This is a genomic window from Bacillus sp. SW14 (assembly GCF_047608225.1).
In the GTDB taxonomy this organism is placed as follows: Bacteria; Bacillota; Bacilli; order Bacillales; family Bacillaceae; genus Bacillus; species Bacillus subtilis_G.
In genome coordinates this window covers 3043438-3063751 of the sequence record NZ_JBLKRW010000001.1, presented here as the reverse complement: position 1 = coordinate 3063751, position 20314 = coordinate 3043438, and the positions used below count along the sequence as shown (strand labels likewise).

Here is a 20314-nt window from a genome sequence, read left to right as displayed (position 1 = left end):
ATATAGTGGTTTTTTCGATATATTTAAACCATGAAAACGAATCAAGTTAATGACCGCTGGATTGTTCAATTTCGAAAAGGGATTTTCGAGCTGGCCCTCCTTTCCCTGCTGCGCTCTAAACCGATGTACGGTTATGAGCTGACGTCATCCTTAAAAACAACCTCGGCACTGGCTATTTCAGAGGGAGCGATTTATCCGATTCTGAAAAGAATGACCGAGAAGGGATGGATCGAGTTTTTTTGGGAGGATTCACTGGACGGCCCGAAAAGAAAGTATTATAAAATGACGCAAAAAGGAGAAGAAATGTTAAAAGAACGGCTGGAGAAATACCTGGAAACCCATCAAGCCTTACTGTCTTTATCGGAGGATTTGCTATGAATGCACAGCACATCATTGACAGGTACATGGAGGAACTAAATGCAGAGCTGGCGAATATGCCTGATGTAGAGAGAGAAAACGCCATCTGCGAATTAAAGGGGCATATAACCGCTTTCGTACAAGACAGAATCAAAGCCGGCCTTAGTGAAGAGGAACTGCTGGAAGCTGTTGAAACCGAATTTTCTCATCCGAAGGAGCTTGCCGAAGCGATGAGGGGTGATGGGGGAGAGGCGAAAAGGAGGGGGTCTTTATTGGGCAAAAGCTGGCTTTCGGTCCTTCTCCTTGCCGTGATTATCGCCCTGCCGCTGCTGCCGCCCGATTACAGATATCTGCCGCTGGTTGTTTATTTAACGGTGCTTGCCGGATATGTGTGGAAGCGGAAAAAACTGATGATGTTTGCTGGCGTCAGAAAAAACAAATTACGCTCTCAAAAGGAGATTGTCACGATTTCGCGAGTCGGTGCGGCTTATTTGCTGTTTTTGGCTGTGCTGCTTCTTTTGCAGCCGTTCCTCAGTGCATTCGTCGTCCTGCTGCTGATTGTTGTAAGCTGCGCCGCTTTTTTTCTTTTTCTAAACGTCAAGTAATGTTGTAGGAGGCTCAAATATGGAAATCGGCATCAATTATCTGTTAATTGTTATAGCGCTTTTATTTTTTGTAGTTGCTTATTTTGTCGGGATCAAAAAACAAACGTGGATGCTGGCCGGATTTAATGAAGCCCGTATCCGGGATAAAGATCGGCTGGCCAGAATAGCAGGCTACTTTTTCTTGAATTCCGGTTTGTTCATTTTGCTGAATAGCTTTATCTCGTTTCAAGGCCAAGAGCAGCTCATTCCGCCGCTTATTTTGGCATATGGAGCAGGGGTTATTATTTATGTCAATAAAAAATTAGTAGAGTAGAAAAAGAAGGGCAGAGCGAAATATCTCTGCCTTTCTTTTTTTTGGAAAATAAGAACGATGCACCACATACAAGTTTTTGTTTTTTTGATAGGATGAAGAAAAATGATAGATTCCAAAACAGGAAGGATGTGGTGTTTTGCGCAACCTAGCCAAGACGTCTCTATTGCTGGCCGTCTTATGCACGGCGGCCCAAATGGTTTTTGTAACACAGGCCTCAGCTGATCAAAGCATCAAATATGACAATACGTATCAAACCCCTTCATACATCATCGAAAAATCATCACCGAAGCAAGCACAAAACACAACCCAAAAAGAATCACTATTTTCCTATCTTAACAAGCATCAAACGCATTTTAAGCTCAAAGGGAATGCGAACAGCCATTTTCGCATTTCGAAAACAATAAAGGATCCAAAGACAAAACAAACGTTTTTTAAATTAACGGAAGTTTACAAAGGAATTCCGATTTACGGCTTTGAACAAGCGGTCGCAATGAAGGAAAACAAACAGGTGAAAAGTTTCTTTGGAAAGGTGCATCCGCAAATAAAAGACGTATCCGTCACACCGTCTATTTCTGAAGAAAAAGCAATACGTACAGCGCGGCGTGAGCTCGAGGCTTCCTTAGGGAAAATCGAATATATTGATGGGGAACCGAAAGGCGAATTATATATCTATCCGCACGACGGGGCATATGATCTTGCCTACCTTGTGAGAATCTCGACATCTGAACCTGAGCCTGGCTATTGGCATTATTTCATCAATGCCCAAAGCGGAAAGGTCATTGAGTCTTTTAACGCCATTCATGAAGCGGCAGGTACAGGAATCGGCGTCTCAGGTGATGAAAAAAGCTTTGAAGTCACAGAACAGAATGGGCGCTATTATTTGGCGGACGAAACAAGGGGAAAAGGGATCAATACGTTTGATGCGGAGAACCTGAATGAAACCTTGTTTACGCTTTTGTCTCAATTGATCGGGTATACGGGCAAAGAAATAGTCAGCGGCACGTCTGTATTTAAAGAACCGGCGGCTGTGGATGCGCATGCAAATGCGCAAGCCGTTTACGACTATTACAGCCAGACATTTGGCCGAGATTCTTTTGATCAAAACGGAGCAAGGATTACGTCTACCGTGCATGTCGGCAAACAGTGGAACAATGCGGCGTGGAACGGTGTGCAGATGGTATACGGTGATGGAGACGGCTCAACATTTAAGCCGCTGTCCGGAGCACTCGACATTGTCGCACATGAAATTACACACGCAGTCACGCAGTATTCCGCCGGTCTTTTATATCAAGGAGAACCCGGTGCATTAAACGAGTCCATTTCCGACATTATGGGAGCGATGGCAGACCGTGATGATTGGGAAATCGGCGAGGATGTTTATACCCCGGATATGGCGGGAGATTCATTACGATCACTAGAGGACCCATCCAAGCAGGGAAATCCCGATCATTACTCGAACCGTTACACAGGAACAGAGGATTATGGCGGAGTCCATATCAATTCGTCCATCCACAATAAAGCAGCTTACCTTCTGGCACAAGGAGGCGCGCACCACGATGTACAGGTTGAAGGGATTGGGCGTGAAGCATGTGAACAAATTTACTATCGGGCTTTAACATATTATGTAACACCGTCTACAGATTTCAGTATGATGAAGCAAGCGGCAATCGAAGCGGCCAATGATTTATACGGTGAAGGCTCGAAGCAATCAGCCTCAGTCGAAAAAGCGTATAAAGCTGTCGGAATTCAATGAGCAAACAAAAACAGTCAGGACATTTGAGTCTGACTGTTTTTGTTTGCTTATTTTCTTAAAAAGAATATCGCCAATGTGCCGGGGCCGGCGTGTGAGCCAACCGCAGAACCGATCGAATGCATGATGATCTTCTTCGGCTTGAACTCATCCTCTATCAAGTGTTTCATGCCAATGGCTTTTTCTTCATCCGCGGCATAGCTGATCCCGACGGTTTGATTGCTCCAATCATCACCGCGCTCTTTCATGAGTTCGATGATCCGTTTAAAAAGTTTCTTCTGTCCGCGGATTTTTTCCAGAGGCACCAGCTTGCCGTCCTCCATTTGAAGCAGCGGTTTAATATTGAGCAGACCTCCGACAAAAGCGGATGTTTTGGAGATGCGGCCGCCTCGTGCAAGATAGGTGAGATCATCCACGGTAAATATGTGATCAATCTGTTCGCAAAAGTTCTTTACAGACGTTTCAATTTCTTGTATTGTATTCCCGTTGATACAGAGATCGGCGGCATGCCGGACGGCCAGACCGTATCCTAATGAAGCGCATTTAGAATCAATGACCCGCAAATCGAAATCGGGAAATTCCTCTTTCACTTCATTGGCCATCATCACAGCTGTCTGATATGTGCCGGAAAGGCCTGAGGAAAAGGCAATGTAAAGAGCGGGATCACCTGTTTTGGCATATTGCAAAAATACATTTTTAATCGTTTGCGGTGAGGCTTGGGACGTCTTAGGCGTTTCTCCTTTTTGCATCGCTTCAAATATTTGATCCGCATCAATCGTGACTGCATCTTCGAATTCTTTATCGCCGAGAGAAACCCTTAGCGGAATAAAGCCAATGCCGTTTTCTTCAAAGTAAGAACGGGGCAGATCGGCGGCGCTGTCAGCGATGAGATGAACTGTCATATTGCTTCCCTTCTTTCTGTTATCGCTCGTTATCATAAGAGTTAAGCCAACTATATCATATTAATTTACCAAAATCGTGTTCAAATATTTGTTTTAAGGGAAAACATAATAAAGAAGAAAGAGCGGAGGAACAAGCCATGGTACTAGATCAAACAAAAAAATTACTTGTCGTCATCATCGGCGCTTTACTCAATGCGGCCGGGCTGAACTTATTTTTGATCCCGGCAGACGTATATGCCAGCGGATTTACGGGAGTCGCCCAGCTTTTATCAAGCGTCATTGTTGAATATGCCCCCTTTTATATATCGACGGGAACGCTCTTGTTCCTCTTAAACATTCCGGTCGGTATTTTAGGATGGATGAAGGTCGGCAAATCGTTTACGGTGTACAGTATTTTAAGTGTCGGGCTGACTACATTGTTTATGGGAATCCTGCCGGAAACAAGCCTGTCACATGACATTTTGCTGAACGCGGTGTTCGGCGGCGTCATTTCCGCGGTCGGTATCGGCTTAACGTTAAAATACGGTGCTTCCACAGGCGGGCTCGATATCGTTGCCATGGTGCTTGCAAAGTGGAAGGATAAACCCATCGGCACGTATTTCTTCATTCTCAATGGGATTATCATCTTGACGGCAGGATTATTGCAAGGTTGGGAGAAAGCATTATATACTCTGGTTACACTGTATGTGACAACGAGGGTGATCGACGCCATTCACACCCGCCACATGAAGCTCACGGCGATGATCGTGACGAAAAAAGCGGACGAAATCAAAGAAGCCATTTATGGAAAAATGGTGCGCGGCATCACCACTGTTCCGGCTAAAGGAGCCTTTACGAACGAACAGAAAGAGATGATGATTATTGTCATCACAAGGTATGAACTGTACGATTTAGAGAAGATTGTCAAAGAAGTCGATCCGAAAGCATTTACAAACATTGTTCAAACGACTGGGATTTTTGGTTTCTTTAGAAAAGACTGACGAAAGCAGGTGGAAGTCGTGAAACGGCTGCTTGTGCTGCTCTTGCCCGTGCTGCTTTTAATAGGCTGCGGGAAAGATGAGCAGACAGAACCCGATAAGGAGGTATCAGGCGGAATGGAGAATCAAGAGGTTGTTTTATCTGTTGACGCAATTCAGGAGCCTGAACAAATCAAGTTTAACATGTCGCTGAAGAACCAAAGTGAACGTGCTATCGAGTTTCAATTCAGCACAGGACAAAAATTTGAACTTGTCGTGTATGATTCTGAGCACAAAGAAAGATACCGTTATTCGAAAGACAAAATGTTTACGCAAGCTTTTCAAAATCTGACACTTGAACCTGGAGAAAACTATGATTTTTCTGATGTGTGGAAGGAAGTCCCTGAGCCGGGAACCTACGAGGTGAAGGTGACATTTAAAGGCAGAGCGGAAAATCTCAAACAGGTTCAGGCTGTTCAGCAGTTTGAAGTGAAATAAGAGGCTATGGCAAATCGCCATAGCCTTTTTTTACTGAAGTTTCTCCAGCTGATCCTGAAATTGATGGAGCTGGCGACGTTCTGCATCTGTCGAGTTGGCATACGCAGAAGACACAGCATTTTTGGCTCTCAGAATCGCTTGATCCTGATCGCCTTCCTCAAAGCCGTTTGTCACCATGACAGCCTGTTGAACGAATGATTTTGCCTGCTGAAACAGTTCATTTCTCATTTAATATTCATACTGCCTTTCCGCCGAGTCTCGTGCCGCGGCATGCTGGTGAGCTTCTTCTAAAGTAGACCGATATGGAAATTTTGCGGCGTGTAGCCCGACGGAGTCTTTACCCTGGTGAATAAACCTTCTGGATTTGCTTCGTTTACCCATTTTGAGACTGCCCCCTTCCATACTTTGACGAGATGAGTCGTCTTCAATAGTATGGTGGGGCGAAGTCATGTTTATGAATGGGAAAATATTAATACGGGCCGGCCTTTAAAGTGAAAAATATTCTTTCAAAAATCTTGCCACGCCGTCTTCTTCATTTGTAACGGTTGTTCGGTTGGCAACCTGCTTGACCGCATCAATTCCATTTCCCATCGCAACGCCGCAGCCGGCGAATTCAAGCATTTCCAAATCGTTATCCTCATCCCCGAAAGCAATGATCCGCTCCTGCGGCACGCCGTAATAATCGCTGATTTTCTTCAGGCCGACCGCTTTATTCATGCCGCTTTTAATAATTTCTATGACATGCCACGGCGCGGCCCATCTTCTATGGTCGATCACCTCGGCGTGCACATTGGATAAATAGGAGCGTATGGCCGGCACATCTTCTTCTTTTGCGTGAATGAGCACGGATGTGACATCCTCGCCGAGATTTTCCCGCAAGTCTCCGACCGTCACGTTTGTTGTATTCATGTTAAAAGCATCAATCAAGTGCTCATCATGGTAATGAAAGTACACGTCGTCAATGACTTCAGCGAGCACATTATGTACGTTGTAGTTCTCGCTGATATCCACCAGCTGTTTCACAACATCAAGCGGCAGCGAGGTATGGTACCGTCCCCAGCTGTCGTCCTGCGGATGATGGACGAACGCTCCGTTAAAATTGACAATCGGCGTTGTCAGCTCCATCTGCTGGTAGTACATGGAACTTGAACGGTACGGACGTCCTGTTGAGATGCAGACATAATGCCCGTCATCTTTTAGGTGCTGTATCGTCCGAAGGGTGTTTTCTGATATGGTTTTATCATCCTTTAATAACGTTCCATCTAAATCTAATGCGATTAAATAGGGTTTTGTCTCCATGAAAAGCTCCTTTAACCTTAGAGTTTGCTTGTTTTGCCTTAATTACAGTGTAGCTTTTTACCATCTTTATTGTCTACATGTTACACTTATGATTATGGTTATCCTAAGGAGGGGCACACTGTGATTCAAATTGAAAATCAAACCGTTTCCGGTATTCCGTTTTTACATATTGTAAAGGAAGAGAACAGGCACCGCGCTGTTCCTCTCGTGATCTTTATACATGGTTTTACGAGCGCGAAGGAACATAACCTTCATATTGCTTATCTGCTTGCGGAGAAGGGCTTCAGAGCCGTTCTGCCGGAGGCTCTGCACCATGGCCAACGGGGAGAGCAAATGGCTGTTGAAGAACTGGCCGTCCATTTTTGGGACATCGTCCTCAACGAGATTGAAGAGATCGGCGCACTCAAAACCCATTTTGAAAAAGAGGGCCTGATAGACGGCGGCCGCATCGGCCTCGCAGGCACGTCAATGGGCGGCATCACAACGCTTGGCGCACTGACTGCTTATGATTGGATAAAAGCCGGCGTCAGCCTGATGGGAAGCCCGAATTACGTGGAGTTGTTTCAGCAGCAGATTGACCATATTCAATCTCAGGGCATCGATATCGACGTGCCGGAAGAAAAGGTAGAGGAGCTGATGAAGCGTCTCGAGTTGCGGGATCTCAGCCTTCAGCCGGAGAAACTGCGCCAGCGCCCGCTATTATTTTGGCACGGCGGAAAAGATAAAGTCGTGCCTTACGCGCCGACCCGGAAATTTTATGACACGATCAAGTCCGATTACAGCGAGCAGCCGGAACGCCTTCAATTTATCGGAGATGAACACGCCGACCATAAAGTCCCGCGAACAGCTGTGTTAAAAACGATTGAATGGTTTGAGACACACTTATAAAGCACAAAGGTGTTAACAAGGGCAGGATTTACGTTATACTGTAGAAAAAAAGGAGTGAGGGAACGTGGAAGAAGCATTAAAAGAAAACATCATGGGCGCCCTGGAGCAGGTTGTCGATCCTGAGCTTGGCGTTGATATCGTGAACCTTGGTTTGGTATATGATGTTGATATGGATGACGACGGTTTAACACACGTTACAATGACATTGACATCAATGGGGTGCCCTTTAGCGCCGGTTATCGTGGATGAAGTGAAAAAAGCGTTAGCGGACATTCCCGAAGTGAAAGAGACGGAGGTTCACATTGTGTGGAATCCGCCTTGGACAAGAGATAAAATGTCCAGATACGCGAAAATCGCGCTTGGCATTCAATAAAACAAAAGAGGGCAGCCTGACATATGAGGCTGTCCTTTTTTGCAGCTGAAAGGAGTGAAGGAAATGATGTATCTGCTGGCTGTCCTATGCCCGCCGCTCGCAGTTTTGTTTTCGGGAAAACCGGTTCAGGCATTGCTGAATCTCATATTGACCTGTATCTTTTGGCTGCCGGGCGCGATTCACGCCTGTTTTATCGTTGCCGACCGCCGCGCCGAAAAACGGGCAAGGAGATAGCCTGAAAAAATGAGGGCGCAGACATGGTATAATGGTCATAAAAAAACAGCAGGGAGAGCGCCATGAAAAAGAAATTGCTTGCATTCGCGCTTTGTACAGGCGCGTATGCGGCCCTGTTTGCGTACTCTGTGCACTCAGATCAAAAAACAGACACAAGCGAGATGACGGATGTCAGCCGACTGATGCCGGTGAAAATTAAGCAGACAGTAAAAGGGCAGGAAGAGGAAACGCTCATTGACACGATCAAAGAAGCAAATCGAAAAAACATAAAGATCTCAATCGCCGGAGCCCAGCATTCCATGGGCGGCCATACATATTATGAGGACGGCATCGTTCTCGACATGACAGGCTACAATAAAATCTTGTCGTTCGATCAAGAGAAGAAAACCATCAGAGTCCAAAGCGGCGCGACGTGGAATGACATCCAGAAATACGTGAATCCATACGGACTCGCGGTAAAAGTCATGCAGTCACAAAATATTTTCTCCATTGGAGGATCTCTCAGCGCCAATGCCCACGGACGTGATATCCGCTACGGCTCGCTGATTGATACTGTAAAATCATTTCGGCTTTTAAAAGCGGACGGAACGATCGTCACCATTACTCCAAAAGATGATTTGTTTACAGCAGTCATCGGAGGGTACGGTCTTTTTGGCGTGATTCTTGATGTAACGCTTGAGCTGACGGATGATGAGCTGTATGTCATGCAGACTGAAAAAATGAATTACAGCGGATACGCAGACTATTTTACAAAGCACGTAAAAGGAAATCCGGATGTCCGAATGCATCTGGCGCGAATTTCAACAGCGAAAAAAGGTTTTCTGGACGACATGTATGTCACGAATTATGAATTGGCAGATGATCAGGATCGGCTGTCATCATACAGCGATCTTAAAGAAGATGAGTATACCGGGATCACAAAGTTTGCACTCGGCTTGTCGAGACGGTATGAATGGGGCAGAAATTGGCTGTGGAACACGCAGGAATCCTATTTCCAGAGCCAAAACGGCACAAAGATCTCACGCAATAACGTCATGCGGTCCGAATCAAGATTTCTCGAATATGAAAACAATGACAACACAGATGTTCTGCAAGAATACTTTGTGCCGGTGAAGGAGTATGCGTCCTATATTGACGACCTGAGACAAACGCTGTCGGACGAAGATTTGAACCTTGTGAACATTACCATCCGCTACGTGCAGAAAAATGAAAAAGCCGACCTTTCCTATGCGAAGGATGATATGTTTTCGCTCGTGCTTTTAATAAACGAGGGATTTTCAAAAGAAGCCCAGGCAGACACTGCCCGGATCATCAGGCGCATGACAGATGTTGCCATCAAGCACGGCGGCAGCTATTATTTGCCGTATATGACGTACCAGACAAAAGCGCAAATGAGGCAGGCGTATCCGAAATGCGAAGCGTTTTTTCAGAAAAAACGAACGTATGACCCGGATGAGCGCTTTATGAATTATTTTTATCAGAGGTATAAATAATGGGGAAAAACAAATTAAAATGGTTGACATTATCACAAAGCAGCGTGTTTTTCGCAAGCAGCTTAATCTTTCCGTTTTATATTTTGTTTGTGAAAAATATCGGCTCAAGCTACACGCAGTTCGGTTTTTCCTACGGATTATTCGGGCTGAGCGGAGCGCTCATTTATCCGCTCCTCGGACGGCTGTCTGAGAGGCTCGACAACCGTTATTTTCTGCTTGCAAACTCTTGGGGTATGGCCGTGCTGCTTTTGTATGTCCCGCATATCGGAAGCGTTGTTCAAATGTATATCGTCCAAGTGCTGTTAGGGCTCTTTGGTGCGATGCAAAAGCACGGAGAAAAAGTGCTGATCGCCGATTTTACAGACAGCGGAGAGCGGGGAAAAAAGATTGGGAATTACCATTTTTGGACAGCTGTCTTTTCAGCAGCAGCCATTATGCTCGGCGGCTTTCTCGCCGATTTTTTTACGGTGCAAATGATTTTTTATGCAAGCTCTATTCTGTATTTTTTAAGCGGATTGATGATGATGAAAACAGGCTGAGCGCGTCAGCCTGTTTTTTTATTCAGTTAAAAAAGCGGCAGATCAACGTTTTCTGGTGCAACAACGTTACTTTTTTTGAGCGGATTTTTCATTGAACAGAAAATGTACAAATGAATAAAAATATTAAATATACGATTGAATTAATTTTTATTCATGTTATAATGTTAAATAATTTCACAAAGACCAAGAAGGTGAACTTGTTTTGAAAATAGGAATTGTAGGCGCTACAGGCTATGGAGGCACCGAACTTGTCCGGATTCTCTCGCATCATCCTCATGCAGAGGAATGTATACTTTATTCATCCAGCGGTGAAGGGAATGTCTATAGCGAGGTTTATCCTCATCTTACCGGCTTAGCCGAACAGAAGCTGAAGCCGATTGAAATGAATACGATCAAACACGAAATAGATATCATGTTTCTTGCTGCACCGCCCGGGGTATCGAGTGAATTGACTCCGCAGCTGGCAGATGCGGGAATTCCGGTGATTGATCTGTCAGGTGATCTGAGGATACAAGAGCCCGCTGAATATGAAAGATGGTATAAACGGAAATCGGCACCGATGGAAGTGATTCATGAGGCGGTTTACGGCCTGGCAGAACTGAATCAAAAGCAAATTCAACAGGCAAAGCTCATCGCCAATCCGGGCTGTTTTCCAACTGCTGTTTTGCTTGGCCTCGCACCATTGGCTCAACAGAAACTGCTCAATGAATCTTTCGTTATCGTTGACGCGAAGACCGGTGTTTCCGGAGCGGGAAGAAAAGCATCCATGGGAACTCATTTTTCTGAGCTGAACGACAATTTTAAAATTTATAAAGTCAATGAACATCAGCACACGCCGGAAATTGAACAGGCGCTGCAAGAATGGCAGCCAGGGCTGGGGCCTATTACATTTTCGTCTCACTTGGTTCCGATGACAAGGGGCATCATGGCAACGATGTATACGCAATTAACCTCTGGCCTATCAGCAGATGACCTGCATCATTTATATTCGGAATTTTACCAAGATTCATATTTTGTGAGAATAAGGCCAAAAGGGCAGTATCCGCAAACGAAGGAAGTGTGCGGCAGTAATTTCTGTGATATCGCCGTTACCCTGGACGAGAGAACGAACAGAGTCACGATCGTCTCGGTAATCGATAATTTAATGAAGGGTGCCGCCGGTCAGGCTGTGCAAAACTTTAATTTGATGAATGGCTGGAATGAAGAAACCGGGCTCACCATGACGCCAATTTATCCATAGAACGGGAGAGAATCGAACCATGATTCAGTTAAGTGAAGAGCAAATTATAAAAGTAACAGGTGATGTATCCTCGCCAAAAGGATTTCAGGCAAAGGGCGTGCATTGCGGGCTGCGCTACTCGAAAAAAGACCTTGGCGCCATTATCAGCGAGACACCGGCCGTAAGTGCGGCGGTTTATACCCAAAGCCACTTTCAGGCCGCTCCGATCAAAGTCACACAAGACAGCTTAAAGCATGGGCCAGCATTGAAAGCCGTCATCGTTAACAGCGCCATTGCCAATGCCTGCACGGGAGAACAGGGAATAAAGGACGCATACACAATGCGGGAGAGTCTTGCTGCACAGCTGGGTATTGAGCCGGAGTTTGTCGCCGTTTCATCAACGGGCGTCATCGGCGAGTATTTAGACATGGAAAAAATTCAGGCAGGCATCAAACTGCTGACACAAACACCCGCGGGATCGGGAGATTTTGAGGAAGCGATCTTAACAACCGATACGGTGATCAAGCAGACGTGCTATGAGCTGACAATCGGCGGCAAAACAGTCACGATCGGCGGAGCGGCTAAAGGCTCGGGAATGATTCATCCGAACATGGCCACGATGCTGGGATTTGTGACGACAGACGCGGCAATTGAAGAAAAAGCGCTGCAAAAGGCGCTTCGCGACATCACTGATGTTTCATTTAACCAAATCACAGTTGATGGTGAAACATCCACGAACGACATGGTATTGGTCATGGCAAACGGCTGCGCCGAAAATGAGTGCCTGACGGAAGATCACCCAGACTGGCCGGTCTTTAAAAAAGCGCTCTTGCTAACTTGCGAGGATTTGGCTAAAGAGATTGCGAGAGACGGAGAAGGCGCGACAAAACTAATCGAAGCCCAAGTGCGGGGAGCGAAAAATAATCTTGACGCGAACGTGATTGCGAAAAAAATAGTCGGTTCAAATCTCGTGAAAACGGCAGTCTACGGAACAGATGCCAACTGGGGGCGCATCATCGGTGCCATCGGGCACAGCACAGCTCAGGTGACGGCGGAAGAAGTAGAGGTTTATCTCGGGGGCCAATGCCTGTTTAAGCATAATGAACCTCAGGCATTCTCTGAATCTCTCGCCAAGGAATATCTTGAAGGAGATGAAATCACCATTATCATCAAGATGGATGAAGGTGACGGGAACGGAAGAGCGTGGGGCTGTGACCTGACCTATGACTATATCAAAATTAACGCGAGCTATCGCACATAATAAAGGGGAGCATGATGAAGAAAACAATCGTTTTTAAATGCGGGGGAAGTGTCATCCGTGAGCTGTCGGAGGAATTTTTTCATAACCTGAAAGAACTGATGGCGTCAGGATGGAAACCGGCGATCGTTCACGGCGGCGGCCCGGAAATCACAAATATGCTGAAACGGTTAAATATTAAAACAGAGTTTTCAGGAGGACAGCGCAAAACAACGAAGCCGGTGCTGGAAGTGGCTGAGATGGTTTTATCCGGCTCGGTGAATAAATTTTTCGTTGCCGAGCTTGCCAAACACGGACTGCGTGCCGCGGGCATCTCCGGTAAGGACGGCGGTCTTCTGGAGGCGGATTATCTCGATCCGGAAACATACGGGGAAGTCGGAGAAATCAAAAAGGTCGACGTATCCATGGTGAACGCGCTGATGGAAAAGGGCATCATTCCTGTTATCGCGCCGCTGTCTATGACGAGTGACTGCAAGACGCTGAATGTGAATGCCGATCTGGCTGCTTCAGCAGTCGCCGGAGCGCTTGAAGCCGATAAACTGATGTTCGTCACAGATGTCGATGGAATCTTGAAAGAAAAGCAGCGTCTCGACGTCCTGACCCCTGAGCAGATTCAAATGCTGATCAAACAGGAAGTGATCACAGGGGGGATGATTCCGAAGGTCAATTCAGCCTTGGCGGCTTTATCAGATCAGGTGTCTGAAGTCATGATCGTAAACGGAAAAGGATCATTCTTCACAGAACAAACCTTTCAAGGAACAAAAATCGTCAAAGCAAAGGAGGCTGTTTCATGAGCAGCTTGTTTCAAACCTACGGACGCTGGGATATTGACATCAAAAAAGCAAAGGGAACGTACGTTGAGGATCAAAACGGCAAGACCTACCTCGATTTCATTCAGGGGATTGCGGTGTCTAATCTAGGCCACTGCCATGAAGCGGTCACGGCAGCAGTCAAAAAACAGCTCGACAGCGTATGGCACGTATCCAACCTGTTTCAAAACAGTCTCCAGGAGCAAGCGGCACAAAAGTTGGCGGCGCACAGTGCGGGAGACCTCGTTTTTTTCTGCAACAGCGGCGCGGAAGCGAATGAAGGCGCGATAAAGCTCGCCCGAAAAGCAACTGGAAAAACAAAAATCATCACTTTTCTTCAGTCGTTCCATGGCCGCACGTACGCAGGGATGGCCGCGACCGGACAGGATAAAATCAAAACAGGCTTCGGCCCGATGCTGGAAGGCTTTTACTACCTTCCGTACAACGATCCGTCCGCTTTTGAGGCTCTTGGCGAGGAAGACGGCATTGCCGCTGTGATGCTTGAGACAGTGCAGGGAGAAGGCGGAGTCAATCCGGCAAGCGCTGAATTTTTAACAGCCGTACAGTCGTTTTGCAAGGAAAAGGAAGCTCTTTTAATCGTTGATGAAATCCAGACCGGCATCGGACGGACAGGAAAGGGCTTCGCCTACGAGCACTTTGGGCTCTCACCTGATATCATCACAGTCGCAAAAGGATTGGGAAACGGCTTTCCAGTCGGTGCTGTCATCGGCAAAAAACAGCTGGGAGAAGCGTTTACCCCAGGTTCTCACGGAACGACTTTCGGAGGAAATATGCTGGCGATGGCTGCTGTGAATGCCACACTGCAAACTATATTCCAGCCTGACTTTCTGCAAAAGGCTGCTGACAAAGGGGCATTTTTAAAAGAACAGCTCGAGGCTGAGCTAAAGAATCCTTTTGTCAAACAAATCCGCGGTAAAGGATTAATGCTTGGAATTGAATGTGATGGACCGGTTGCCGACATCATTACTGAATTGCAGACATTAGGCTTGCTTGTATTGCCGGCCGGCCCGAACGTCATTCGGCTGCTGCCGCCGCTCACCGTGACAAAGGATGAAATAGCAGAAGCCGTCAGTAAGCTGAAACAGGCGATCGCTCATTATTCCGCTGTAAACCAGTAATTTTTTTTCGACATCAAGGTATAAAAATTCATTTTTATAATTAATTATTCATCAAGAGGTGGGCTGTTAGATGGAAGGTTATTTAGTGTTAGAAGATGGAACAGCGTTCAGCGGCGAGCTGGATGGTCATGGAAGCTGCACGGGAGAAGCTGTTTTTTTTACAGGAATGACAGGCTACCAGGAAGTGCTTACAGATCCATCATATAAAGGACAGATTATCGTATTTACCTACCCGCTGATTGGCAACTACGGCATTAATGAAAAGGATTTTGAAAGCAAGAAACCGCAAGTGAAAGCCGCGGTTGTCTACGAGGCGTGTGATCATTTTTCTCATCATGAAGCCGTATACAGCCTCAAGGAGTATTTACAAAAATGGAACATTCCGCTGTTGACCCATGTTGATACAAGGGCTGTCGTGAAAAAAATCCGCGCAAACGGAACGATGGGTGCGACTGTTACAGGCTCTATAGAAGCCGCTGAGATCGCCCTTCAGCCAGAAAACGTGGCAGAGCAGGCATCCGCGCAGGAAATCAGCACATTCGGCGACGGCCATAAACATATCGCCCTCATTGATTTCGGCTATAAAAAGTCCATCGCGTCATCACTCGTGAAACGGGGCTGCAAGGTCACCGTTGTGCCGTATCAGCAAATGGAAGCTGTATACGATATAAAGCCGGACGGCATTGTGTTATCGAACGGACCCGGAGACCCGAAAGCCATTCAGCCTTATTTAGGAAAAATCAAAAGCATCGTCAGCCGTTATCCGACGCTCGGCATCTGTCTCGGACATCAGCTGATCGCGCTCGCGTTCGGAGGGAATACATTTAAGCTTCCGTTCGGACACAGGGGCGCAAACCATCCGGTCATCGACCGTGAAACGAAACGTGTCTTCATGACTAGCCAAAACCACAGCTATGTGGTTGATGAACAGTCTATTAATGAAGCAGAGCTCACGATCAGGTTTCATCACGTTAATGATACGTCAGTTGAAGGGCTCTCCCATAAAAAATGGCCTGTCATGAGTGTGCAATTCCACCCGGAAGCCCATCCCGGACCGGCGGAAAGCGAATGGATTTTTGATGATTATCTAAAGAATGTGATACCAGCAAGGAGAGAAATCGCGCATGCCTAAAAACACCAGTATTTCAAGCATATTAGTAATCGGCTCTGGCCCGATCATCATTGGGCAGGCAGCGGAATTTGATTATTCAGGCACTCAAGGGTGCATCGCGCTGAAGGAGGAAGGCTATCGGGTGATCCTCGTCAACAATAATCCGGCGACCATTATGACCGATGAAGCCTTCGCTGATGACATTTATTTTGAGCCGCTGACAGCAGAAAGCCTGACAAATATCATTAAGAAAGAACAGCCTGATGGGCTTCTTGCCAATTTAGGCGGGCAGACCGCGTTGAATTTAGCGGTGGAGCTTGAAGAAACGGGTGTTTTAAAAGATCACGGCGTCAAACTGCTCGGCACATCCGTTGAAACCATACAAAAAGGTGAAGACCGGGAAAAATTCCGTTCGTTAATGAACGAATTGAACCAGCCCGTGCCGGATAGTGAAATTGTAGATAACGAGGCGGACGCCCTCCGTTTTGCGGAATCCATCGGTTTTCCTGTCATTATCAGACCTGCTTACACATTAGGCGGAAAGGGCGGAGGCATCGCCCCTAATAAAGAAGCCTTTACAGCCATGATTAAACAGGCGCTGTTAGCAAGCCCGATCAATCAATGCCTTGTAGAAAAAAGCATAGCCGGATTTAAAGAAATCGAATATGAAGTCATGCGTGACCGCAATAACACATGCATTACCGTGTGTAATATGGAAAACATCGATCCGGTCGGTGTGCATACAGGTGACTCCATCGTTGTGGCGCCGTCACAAACATTGACGGATGAAGACTATCAAATGCTGCGGACGGCTAGTCTGACAATCATCTCAGCGCTTGATGTCGTAGGCGGCTGCAACATTCAATTCGCGCTTGATCCATTCAGCAAGCAATATTACGTCATTGAAGTCAATCCGCGTGTAAGCCGGTCATCGGCTCTCGCGTCTAAAGCAACCGGTTATCCGATTGCCAAGATGGCTGCGAAACTGGCGGTCGGATATACCCTTGATGAGCTGAAAAACCCGCTCACAGGTTCAACTTACGCAAGCTTTGAACCGGCGCTTGACTATGTGATCGTCAAATTTCCGCGCTGGCCGTTTGATAAATTCAAAAACGCAGACCGCAAGCTTGGCACAAAAATGAAAGCCACCGGTGAAGTGATGGCGATTGAACGGAATTTAGAAGCGGCGATACAAAAAGCAGCAGCGTCCCTTGAACTGAAAAACAGCGGTACGCATCTTCCGGAGCTCAGCGGCTTGTCGATTGAAGCGCTATGGGATTTGGCAGTCACTCCGGACGACCGCAGATTTTTCGTTGTCATGGAGCTGTTGAGCCGCAGCGTGACGATTGAAGACATTCATGCGAAAACAAAGATTGATCCGTTTTTCCTGCATACCTTTGACAACATCATCAAACTGGAAAACCGCTTGATGGAGGCGGGAAGCGATCTCTCTGTTGACTTATTGAAAAAAGCAAAGGAAAAGGGATTTTCAGACGCAACGATTGCCTCGCTGATCAGAAAAAAAGAAGAAGAGGTGCGCTCGCTTCGCAAGGAGATGGGCATTACACCTTCCTTCAAAATTGTCGATACATGCGCGGCTGAATTTGATGCGAAAACAAACTACTTTTACTCGACATATTTCGGAGAGACCGATGGTGACATCAGCCGAAAAGAGAAAAAACGCGCGCTGATTATCGGATCGGGACCGATTCGCATCGGCCAAGGAGTTGAATTCGATTACAGTGCCGTTCACGGCGTGCTGACACTGCAAGAGCTTGGCTTCGAAACCATCATGATGAACAACAACCCGGAAACGGTCAGCACAGATTATGAAATTGCGGACCGCCTGTATTTTGAACCGATGACAACAGAGCACATTTTAAACGTGGCGGAGCAGGAAAACATCGATTTTGCAATCGTGCAATTCGGCGGCCAAACCGCGATCAATGCTGCTGAAGCGCTCGAAAAAGCCGGCATTACCCTTCTCGGAACCTCGTTTGAAACGCTCGACGTGTTAGAGGATCGGGATCAATTTTATCAGCTTCTTGATGAGCTTGGCTTGAAGCACGCAAAGGGAGAAATCGCTTATACAAAGAAAGAGGCGGCTGAAAAAGCTGATGAGATCGGCTATCCGGTGTTAATCCGTCCGTCTTATGTCATCGGCGGAATGGGCATGATCATTGTTGACTCGCAAGCTCAGCTTTCTCAGCTGCTGAACGGAGAGGACAGCATGCCGTACCCGATTTTAATTGATCAGTATGTGTCAGGAAAGGAAGTCGAAATTGATTTGATTTCCGACGGTGAAGAGGTTTTTATCCCGACATATACCGAGCATATTGAACGGGCAGGGGTCCATTCGGGAGACAGCTTTGCCATCCTTCCTGGACCGTCCATCACAAACGGGCTTCAGCAAGACATAAAAGATGCCGCGCAAAAAATTGCCCGAAAGCTTTCATTTAAAGGCATCATGAACATTCAATTTGTGATCGACAGTGGAAACATTCTCGTCCTTGAAGTGAATCCGAGAGCGAGCCGAACGGTTCCTGTCGTCAGCAAAGTAATGGGCGTTCCGATGATTCCGCTCGCCACACGGCTGCTGGCGGGGGCGTCTTTAAAAGATGTAAACCCGGCAGTTCAAAATCACCACGGCGTTGCTGTAAAGTTCCCGGTCTTTTCATCACATGCGATTCAAGATGTAGATGTCAAGCTTGGGCCGGAAATGAAATCAACGGGAGAAGGCATGTGTGTTGCGTACGATGCCGACAGCGCCTTGAAAAAAATCTATACACGTGTCTGGAATCAAAAAGGAAGCATTTATTTCCAAAACGGGCCGGACGATATCAAGGAATTAGCGGAAAACGCCGGTTTTACGGTACATCAAGGGACATTTGCCTCATGGATGGAGCTGGAAGGAAAAGCGATCCACATCAATTTGAGCGGATCTGAAGAAGCGCGCAAAGAACGTTTAGAAGCCATGACGCACGGCATCACCGTCTTTACAGAAGAAGAAACCGTGCGGGCGTTTTTACAGAGCGGTTCAGGCCATCCGCAGCCTGTATCTCTCAAAGATCTCTATAAAAAGGAAGTGGCATCATGCACACAGTGACGGAAACCAGTTTATACGGAAAAGATTTATTAACGTTACAGGATCTTAGTGAACAGGATATAAACGCCTTGCTCGCAGAAGCCGGTGAACTGAAACAAAACAAAATTCAGCCAATTTTCCAAGGCAAAACCTTGGCAATGATTTTTGAAAAATCATCAACGCGGACCCGTGTTTCATTTGAAGCAGGCATGGCGCAGCTGGGCGGGAGCGCTCTCTTCTTAAGCCAGAAAGATCTGCAGCTGGGGCGCGGTGAAACCGTCGCTGATACGGCAAAAGTGCTGTCAGGCTATGTCGATGCCATTATGATCCGGACCTTTGAGCATGAGAAAGTGGAGGAGCTTGCCAAAGAAGCTGACATTCCGGTCATCAACGGACTTACTGATAAATACCATCCATGCCAGGCGCTGGCGGATCTCTTGACGATTAAGGAAATGAAGGGGAAGCTTAAAGGCGTGAAAGTCGCGTACATCGGTGACGGAAATAACGTGGCGCACTCATTAATGATCGGCTGCGCGAAAATGGGCTGTGATGTCTCGATCGCTTCGCCTAAGGGATACGAAGTATTAGATGAAGCAGTTGAAGCGGCAAAAACATCTGCACGTCAATCGGGCGCTACTATCATGCTTACAGCTGATCCGCTTGAAGCTGTAAAAGACGCGGACGTCATTTATTCTGATGTGTTTACAAGTATGGGGCAGGAAGCGGAAGAACAAGAGCGTCTCGCTGTATTTGCGCCTTATCAGGTAAATGCGGCGCTTGTCAGCCATGCCAAGCCTGATTATACTTTTTTACATTGCCTCCCTGCGCACCGTGAAGAGGAAGTGACAGCGGAGATTATTGACGGGCCGAATTCGGCGGTATTTCAGCAGGCGGAAAACCGTCTTCACGTGCAAAAAGCACTGCTGAAGGCCATTTTATACAGAGGGGAATCATCGAAAAACTGCTGAGCTCAGCAGTTTTTTTGATGGAAACATATTGACAGGCGAATAGGCGCATACTACAGCAAAAAGGAAAAGGAGGAAAAACAGTGGGACAGCAGCATCAATTTCGTCCGGGACAGAAAGCGCCCAACAATGGCATCTACGTTGAAATCGGCGAGACAGGTAGTATGGTTAAAAACCCGCAAAAGATCCATTTGTCAGCAGGGGATATGTTTCCTGAGACATCAAATCACAACCGGCTGTGGACATACAAAAGAAAGCCGTGATCAAGAAAAAACCCAAAACAATGAAATGTTTTGGGTTTTTGGCGTTTTAATGCTGGCTTGCATTTTTGTTCATAGGCATGATTTCTGCTAAAACCATGATCAAGACATACAGTACTACAGCAATGACAGATGATGTTTTGAATTGATACGCAACGCTGTTCATGCTGGCAACCAAGTAGCATGCCATATGTGATAAAAGGAACGTCCAAATAAAGGCAATAATATATCGCACGTTTCCACCTCGTCCTTCTCATTCTA

Annotated in this window: 24 protein-coding genes; 19 read left to right on the top strand and 5 right to left on the bottom strand. The window is 46.6% G+C overall.

The annotated features are described in order from the left end of the window. Positions 1–30: 30 nt before the first annotated feature. The 4 genes from ACMX2I_RS15880 to ACMX2I_RS15865 all read left to right on the top strand — a co-directional run bounded on the left by ACMX2I_RS15880 (position 31) and on the right by ACMX2I_RS15865 (position 3028). Complete coding sequence (locus ACMX2I_RS15880) at positions 31–378, top strand: PadR family transcriptional regulator (RefSeq protein ID WP_414957439.1); 348 nt, start codon at positions 31–33, stop codon at positions 376–378. Beyond that, on the top strand, positions 375–962 hold the full coding sequence (locus ACMX2I_RS15875) for an HAAS signaling domain-containing protein (RefSeq protein ID WP_414957438.1): 588 nt from the start codon (positions 375–377) through the stop codon (positions 960–962). The genes ACMX2I_RS15880 and ACMX2I_RS15875 overlap by 4 nt, the downstream gene beginning before the upstream one ends. A 19-nt stretch (positions 963–981) precedes the next feature. Beyond that, the gene (locus ACMX2I_RS15870; RefSeq protein ID WP_003239356.1) at positions 982–1275 is read left to right on the top strand and encodes a DUF3784 domain-containing protein; all 294 of its coding nucleotides are present in this window, start codon (positions 982–984) and stop codon (positions 1273–1275) included. A 136-nt stretch (positions 1276–1411) separates the two neighbouring features. Continuing rightward, positions 1412–3028: a M4 family metallopeptidase gene (locus ACMX2I_RS15865; protein ID WP_414957437.1), complete on the top strand. Its 1617-nt coding sequence runs from the start codon at positions 1412–1414 to the stop codon at positions 3026–3028. Positions 3029–3075: 47 nt separating this feature from the next. Here the strand turns inward: ACMX2I_RS15865 and ACMX2I_RS15860 are convergent, their stop codons facing one another. Continuing rightward, positions 3076–3927 carry a DegV family protein gene (locus ACMX2I_RS15860; RefSeq protein WP_414957436.1) on the bottom strand — a complete coding sequence of 284 codons (852 nt, stop codon included), beginning with the start codon at positions 3925–3927 and terminating at the stop codon, positions 3076–3078. Between the two features lie 137 nt (positions 3928–4064). Between ACMX2I_RS15860 and ACMX2I_RS15855 the strand changes: the two genes are divergently transcribed. Next, positions 4065–4907 carry a YitT family protein gene (locus ACMX2I_RS15855; protein WP_087993468.1) on the top strand — a complete coding sequence of 281 codons (843 nt, stop codon included), beginning with the start codon at positions 4065–4067 and terminating at the stop codon, positions 4905–4907. 18 nt (positions 4908–4925) lie between these two features. Further along, positions 4926–5381, top strand: a complete 456-nt coding sequence (locus tag ACMX2I_RS15850) for a BsuPI-related putative proteinase inhibitor (RefSeq protein ID WP_414957435.1) — start codon at positions 4926–4928, stop codon at positions 5379–5381. 30 nt (positions 5382–5411) lie between these two features. Here the strand turns inward: ACMX2I_RS15850 and ACMX2I_RS15845 are convergent, their stop codons facing one another. The 3 genes from ACMX2I_RS15845 to yitU all read right to left on the bottom strand — a co-directional run bounded on the left by ACMX2I_RS15845 (position 5412) and on the right by yitU (position 6680). Further along, a complete protein-coding gene (locus ACMX2I_RS15845) occupies positions 5412–5609 on the bottom strand; it encodes a DUF3813 domain-containing protein (RefSeq protein ID WP_087993467.1) in 198 nt (65 codons plus the stop codon). Continuing rightward, positions 5610–5762 carry a hypothetical protein gene (locus ACMX2I_RS15840; protein WP_176365310.1) on the bottom strand — a complete coding sequence of 51 codons (153 nt, stop codon included), beginning with the start codon at positions 5760–5762 and terminating at the stop codon, positions 5610–5612. Between the two features lie 105 nt (positions 5763–5867). Beyond that, positions 5868–6680 carry a 5-amino-6-(5-phospho-D-ribitylamino)uracil phosphatase YitU gene (yitU, locus tag ACMX2I_RS15835; protein ID WP_414957434.1) on the bottom strand — a complete coding sequence of 271 codons (813 nt, stop codon included), beginning with the start codon at positions 6678–6680 and terminating at the stop codon, positions 5868–5870. A gap of 120 nt (positions 6681–6800) precedes the next feature. Between yitU and ACMX2I_RS15830 the strand changes: the two genes are divergently transcribed. The 13 genes from ACMX2I_RS15830 to ACMX2I_RS15770 all read left to right on the top strand — a co-directional run bounded on the left by ACMX2I_RS15830 (position 6801) and on the right by ACMX2I_RS15770 (position 20056). After that, a complete protein-coding gene (locus tag ACMX2I_RS15830) occupies positions 6801–7568 on the top strand; it encodes a prolyl oligopeptidase family serine peptidase (RefSeq protein WP_414957433.1) in 768 nt (255 codons plus the stop codon). Positions 7569–7632: 64 nt separating this feature from the next. Continuing rightward, positions 7633–7941 (top strand): metal-sulfur cluster assembly factor, encoded by a 309-nt coding sequence (locus ACMX2I_RS15825; RefSeq protein WP_148964266.1) that lies wholly within the window; start codon positions 7633–7635, stop codon positions 7939–7941. A gap of 63 nt (positions 7942–8004) precedes the next feature. Continuing rightward, positions 8005–8175 carry a YqaE/Pmp3 family membrane protein gene (locus ACMX2I_RS15820; protein ID WP_087993463.1) on the top strand — a complete coding sequence of 57 codons (171 nt, stop codon included), beginning with the start codon at positions 8005–8007 and terminating at the stop codon, positions 8173–8175. Positions 8176–8237: 62 nt separating this feature from the next. Continuing rightward, positions 8238–9668: an FAD-binding oxidoreductase gene (locus ACMX2I_RS15815; protein ID WP_414957432.1), complete on the top strand. Its 1431-nt coding sequence runs from the start codon at positions 8238–8240 to the stop codon at positions 9666–9668. After that, on the top strand, positions 9668–10207 hold the full coding sequence (locus ACMX2I_RS15810; RefSeq protein WP_207194306.1) for an MFS transporter: 540 nt from the start codon (positions 9668–9670) through the stop codon (positions 10205–10207). The genes ACMX2I_RS15815 and ACMX2I_RS15810 overlap by 1 nt, the downstream gene beginning before the upstream one ends. 202 nt (positions 10208–10409) lie before the next feature. Continuing rightward, positions 10410–11447 (top strand): N-acetyl-gamma-glutamyl-phosphate reductase, encoded by a 1038-nt coding sequence (gene argC / locus ACMX2I_RS15805; RefSeq protein WP_087993462.1) that lies wholly within the window; start codon positions 10410–10412, stop codon positions 11445–11447. A 19-nt stretch (positions 11448–11466) separates the two neighbouring features. Beyond that, positions 11467–12687 carry a bifunctional ornithine acetyltransferase/N-acetylglutamate synthase gene (gene argJ, locus ACMX2I_RS15800; RefSeq protein WP_414957431.1) on the top strand — a complete coding sequence of 407 codons (1221 nt, stop codon included), beginning with the start codon at positions 11467–11469 and terminating at the stop codon, positions 12685–12687. A gap of 14 nt (positions 12688–12701) precedes the next feature. Beyond that, the gene (gene argB / locus ACMX2I_RS15795) at positions 12702–13478 is read left to right on the top strand and encodes an acetylglutamate kinase (protein ID WP_414957430.1); all 777 of its coding nucleotides are present in this window, start codon (positions 12702–12704) and stop codon (positions 13476–13478) included. Next, entirely contained in the window at positions 13475–14632 is a 1158-nt protein-coding gene (locus ACMX2I_RS15790) for an acetylornithine transaminase (RefSeq protein WP_414957429.1), read from the top strand. Before argB ends, ACMX2I_RS15790 begins: the two co-directional genes overlap by 4 nt. Before the next feature lie 70 nt (positions 14633–14702). Beyond that, positions 14703–15764 carry a carbamoyl phosphate synthase small subunit gene (locus tag ACMX2I_RS15785; RefSeq protein WP_087993458.1) on the top strand — a complete coding sequence of 354 codons (1062 nt, stop codon included), beginning with the start codon at positions 14703–14705 and terminating at the stop codon, positions 15762–15764. Next, complete coding sequence (locus tag ACMX2I_RS15780) at positions 15757–18849, top strand: carbamoyl phosphate synthase large subunit (protein ID WP_414957428.1); 3093 nt, start codon at positions 15757–15759, stop codon at positions 18847–18849. The genes ACMX2I_RS15785 and ACMX2I_RS15780 overlap by 8 nt, the downstream gene beginning before the upstream one ends. Next, on the top strand, positions 18837–19796 hold the full coding sequence (argF, locus tag ACMX2I_RS15775) for an ornithine carbamoyltransferase (protein ID WP_414957427.1): 960 nt from the start codon (positions 18837–18839) through the stop codon (positions 19794–19796). Before ACMX2I_RS15780 ends, argF begins: the two co-directional genes overlap by 13 nt. Positions 19797–19876: 80 nt before the next feature. Continuing rightward, entirely contained in the window at positions 19877–20056 is a 180-nt protein-coding gene (locus tag ACMX2I_RS15770; RefSeq protein WP_148964275.1) for a YjzC family protein, read from the top strand. A 46-nt stretch (positions 20057–20102) separates the two neighbouring features. On the opposite strand, the gene ACMX2I_RS15765 is transcribed toward ACMX2I_RS15770, so the two are convergent. Continuing rightward, positions 20103–20288 (bottom strand): YjzD family protein, encoded by a 186-nt coding sequence (locus tag ACMX2I_RS15765; RefSeq protein ID WP_087993454.1) that lies wholly within the window; start codon positions 20286–20288, stop codon positions 20103–20105. Positions 20289–20314: the final 26 nt, after the last annotated feature.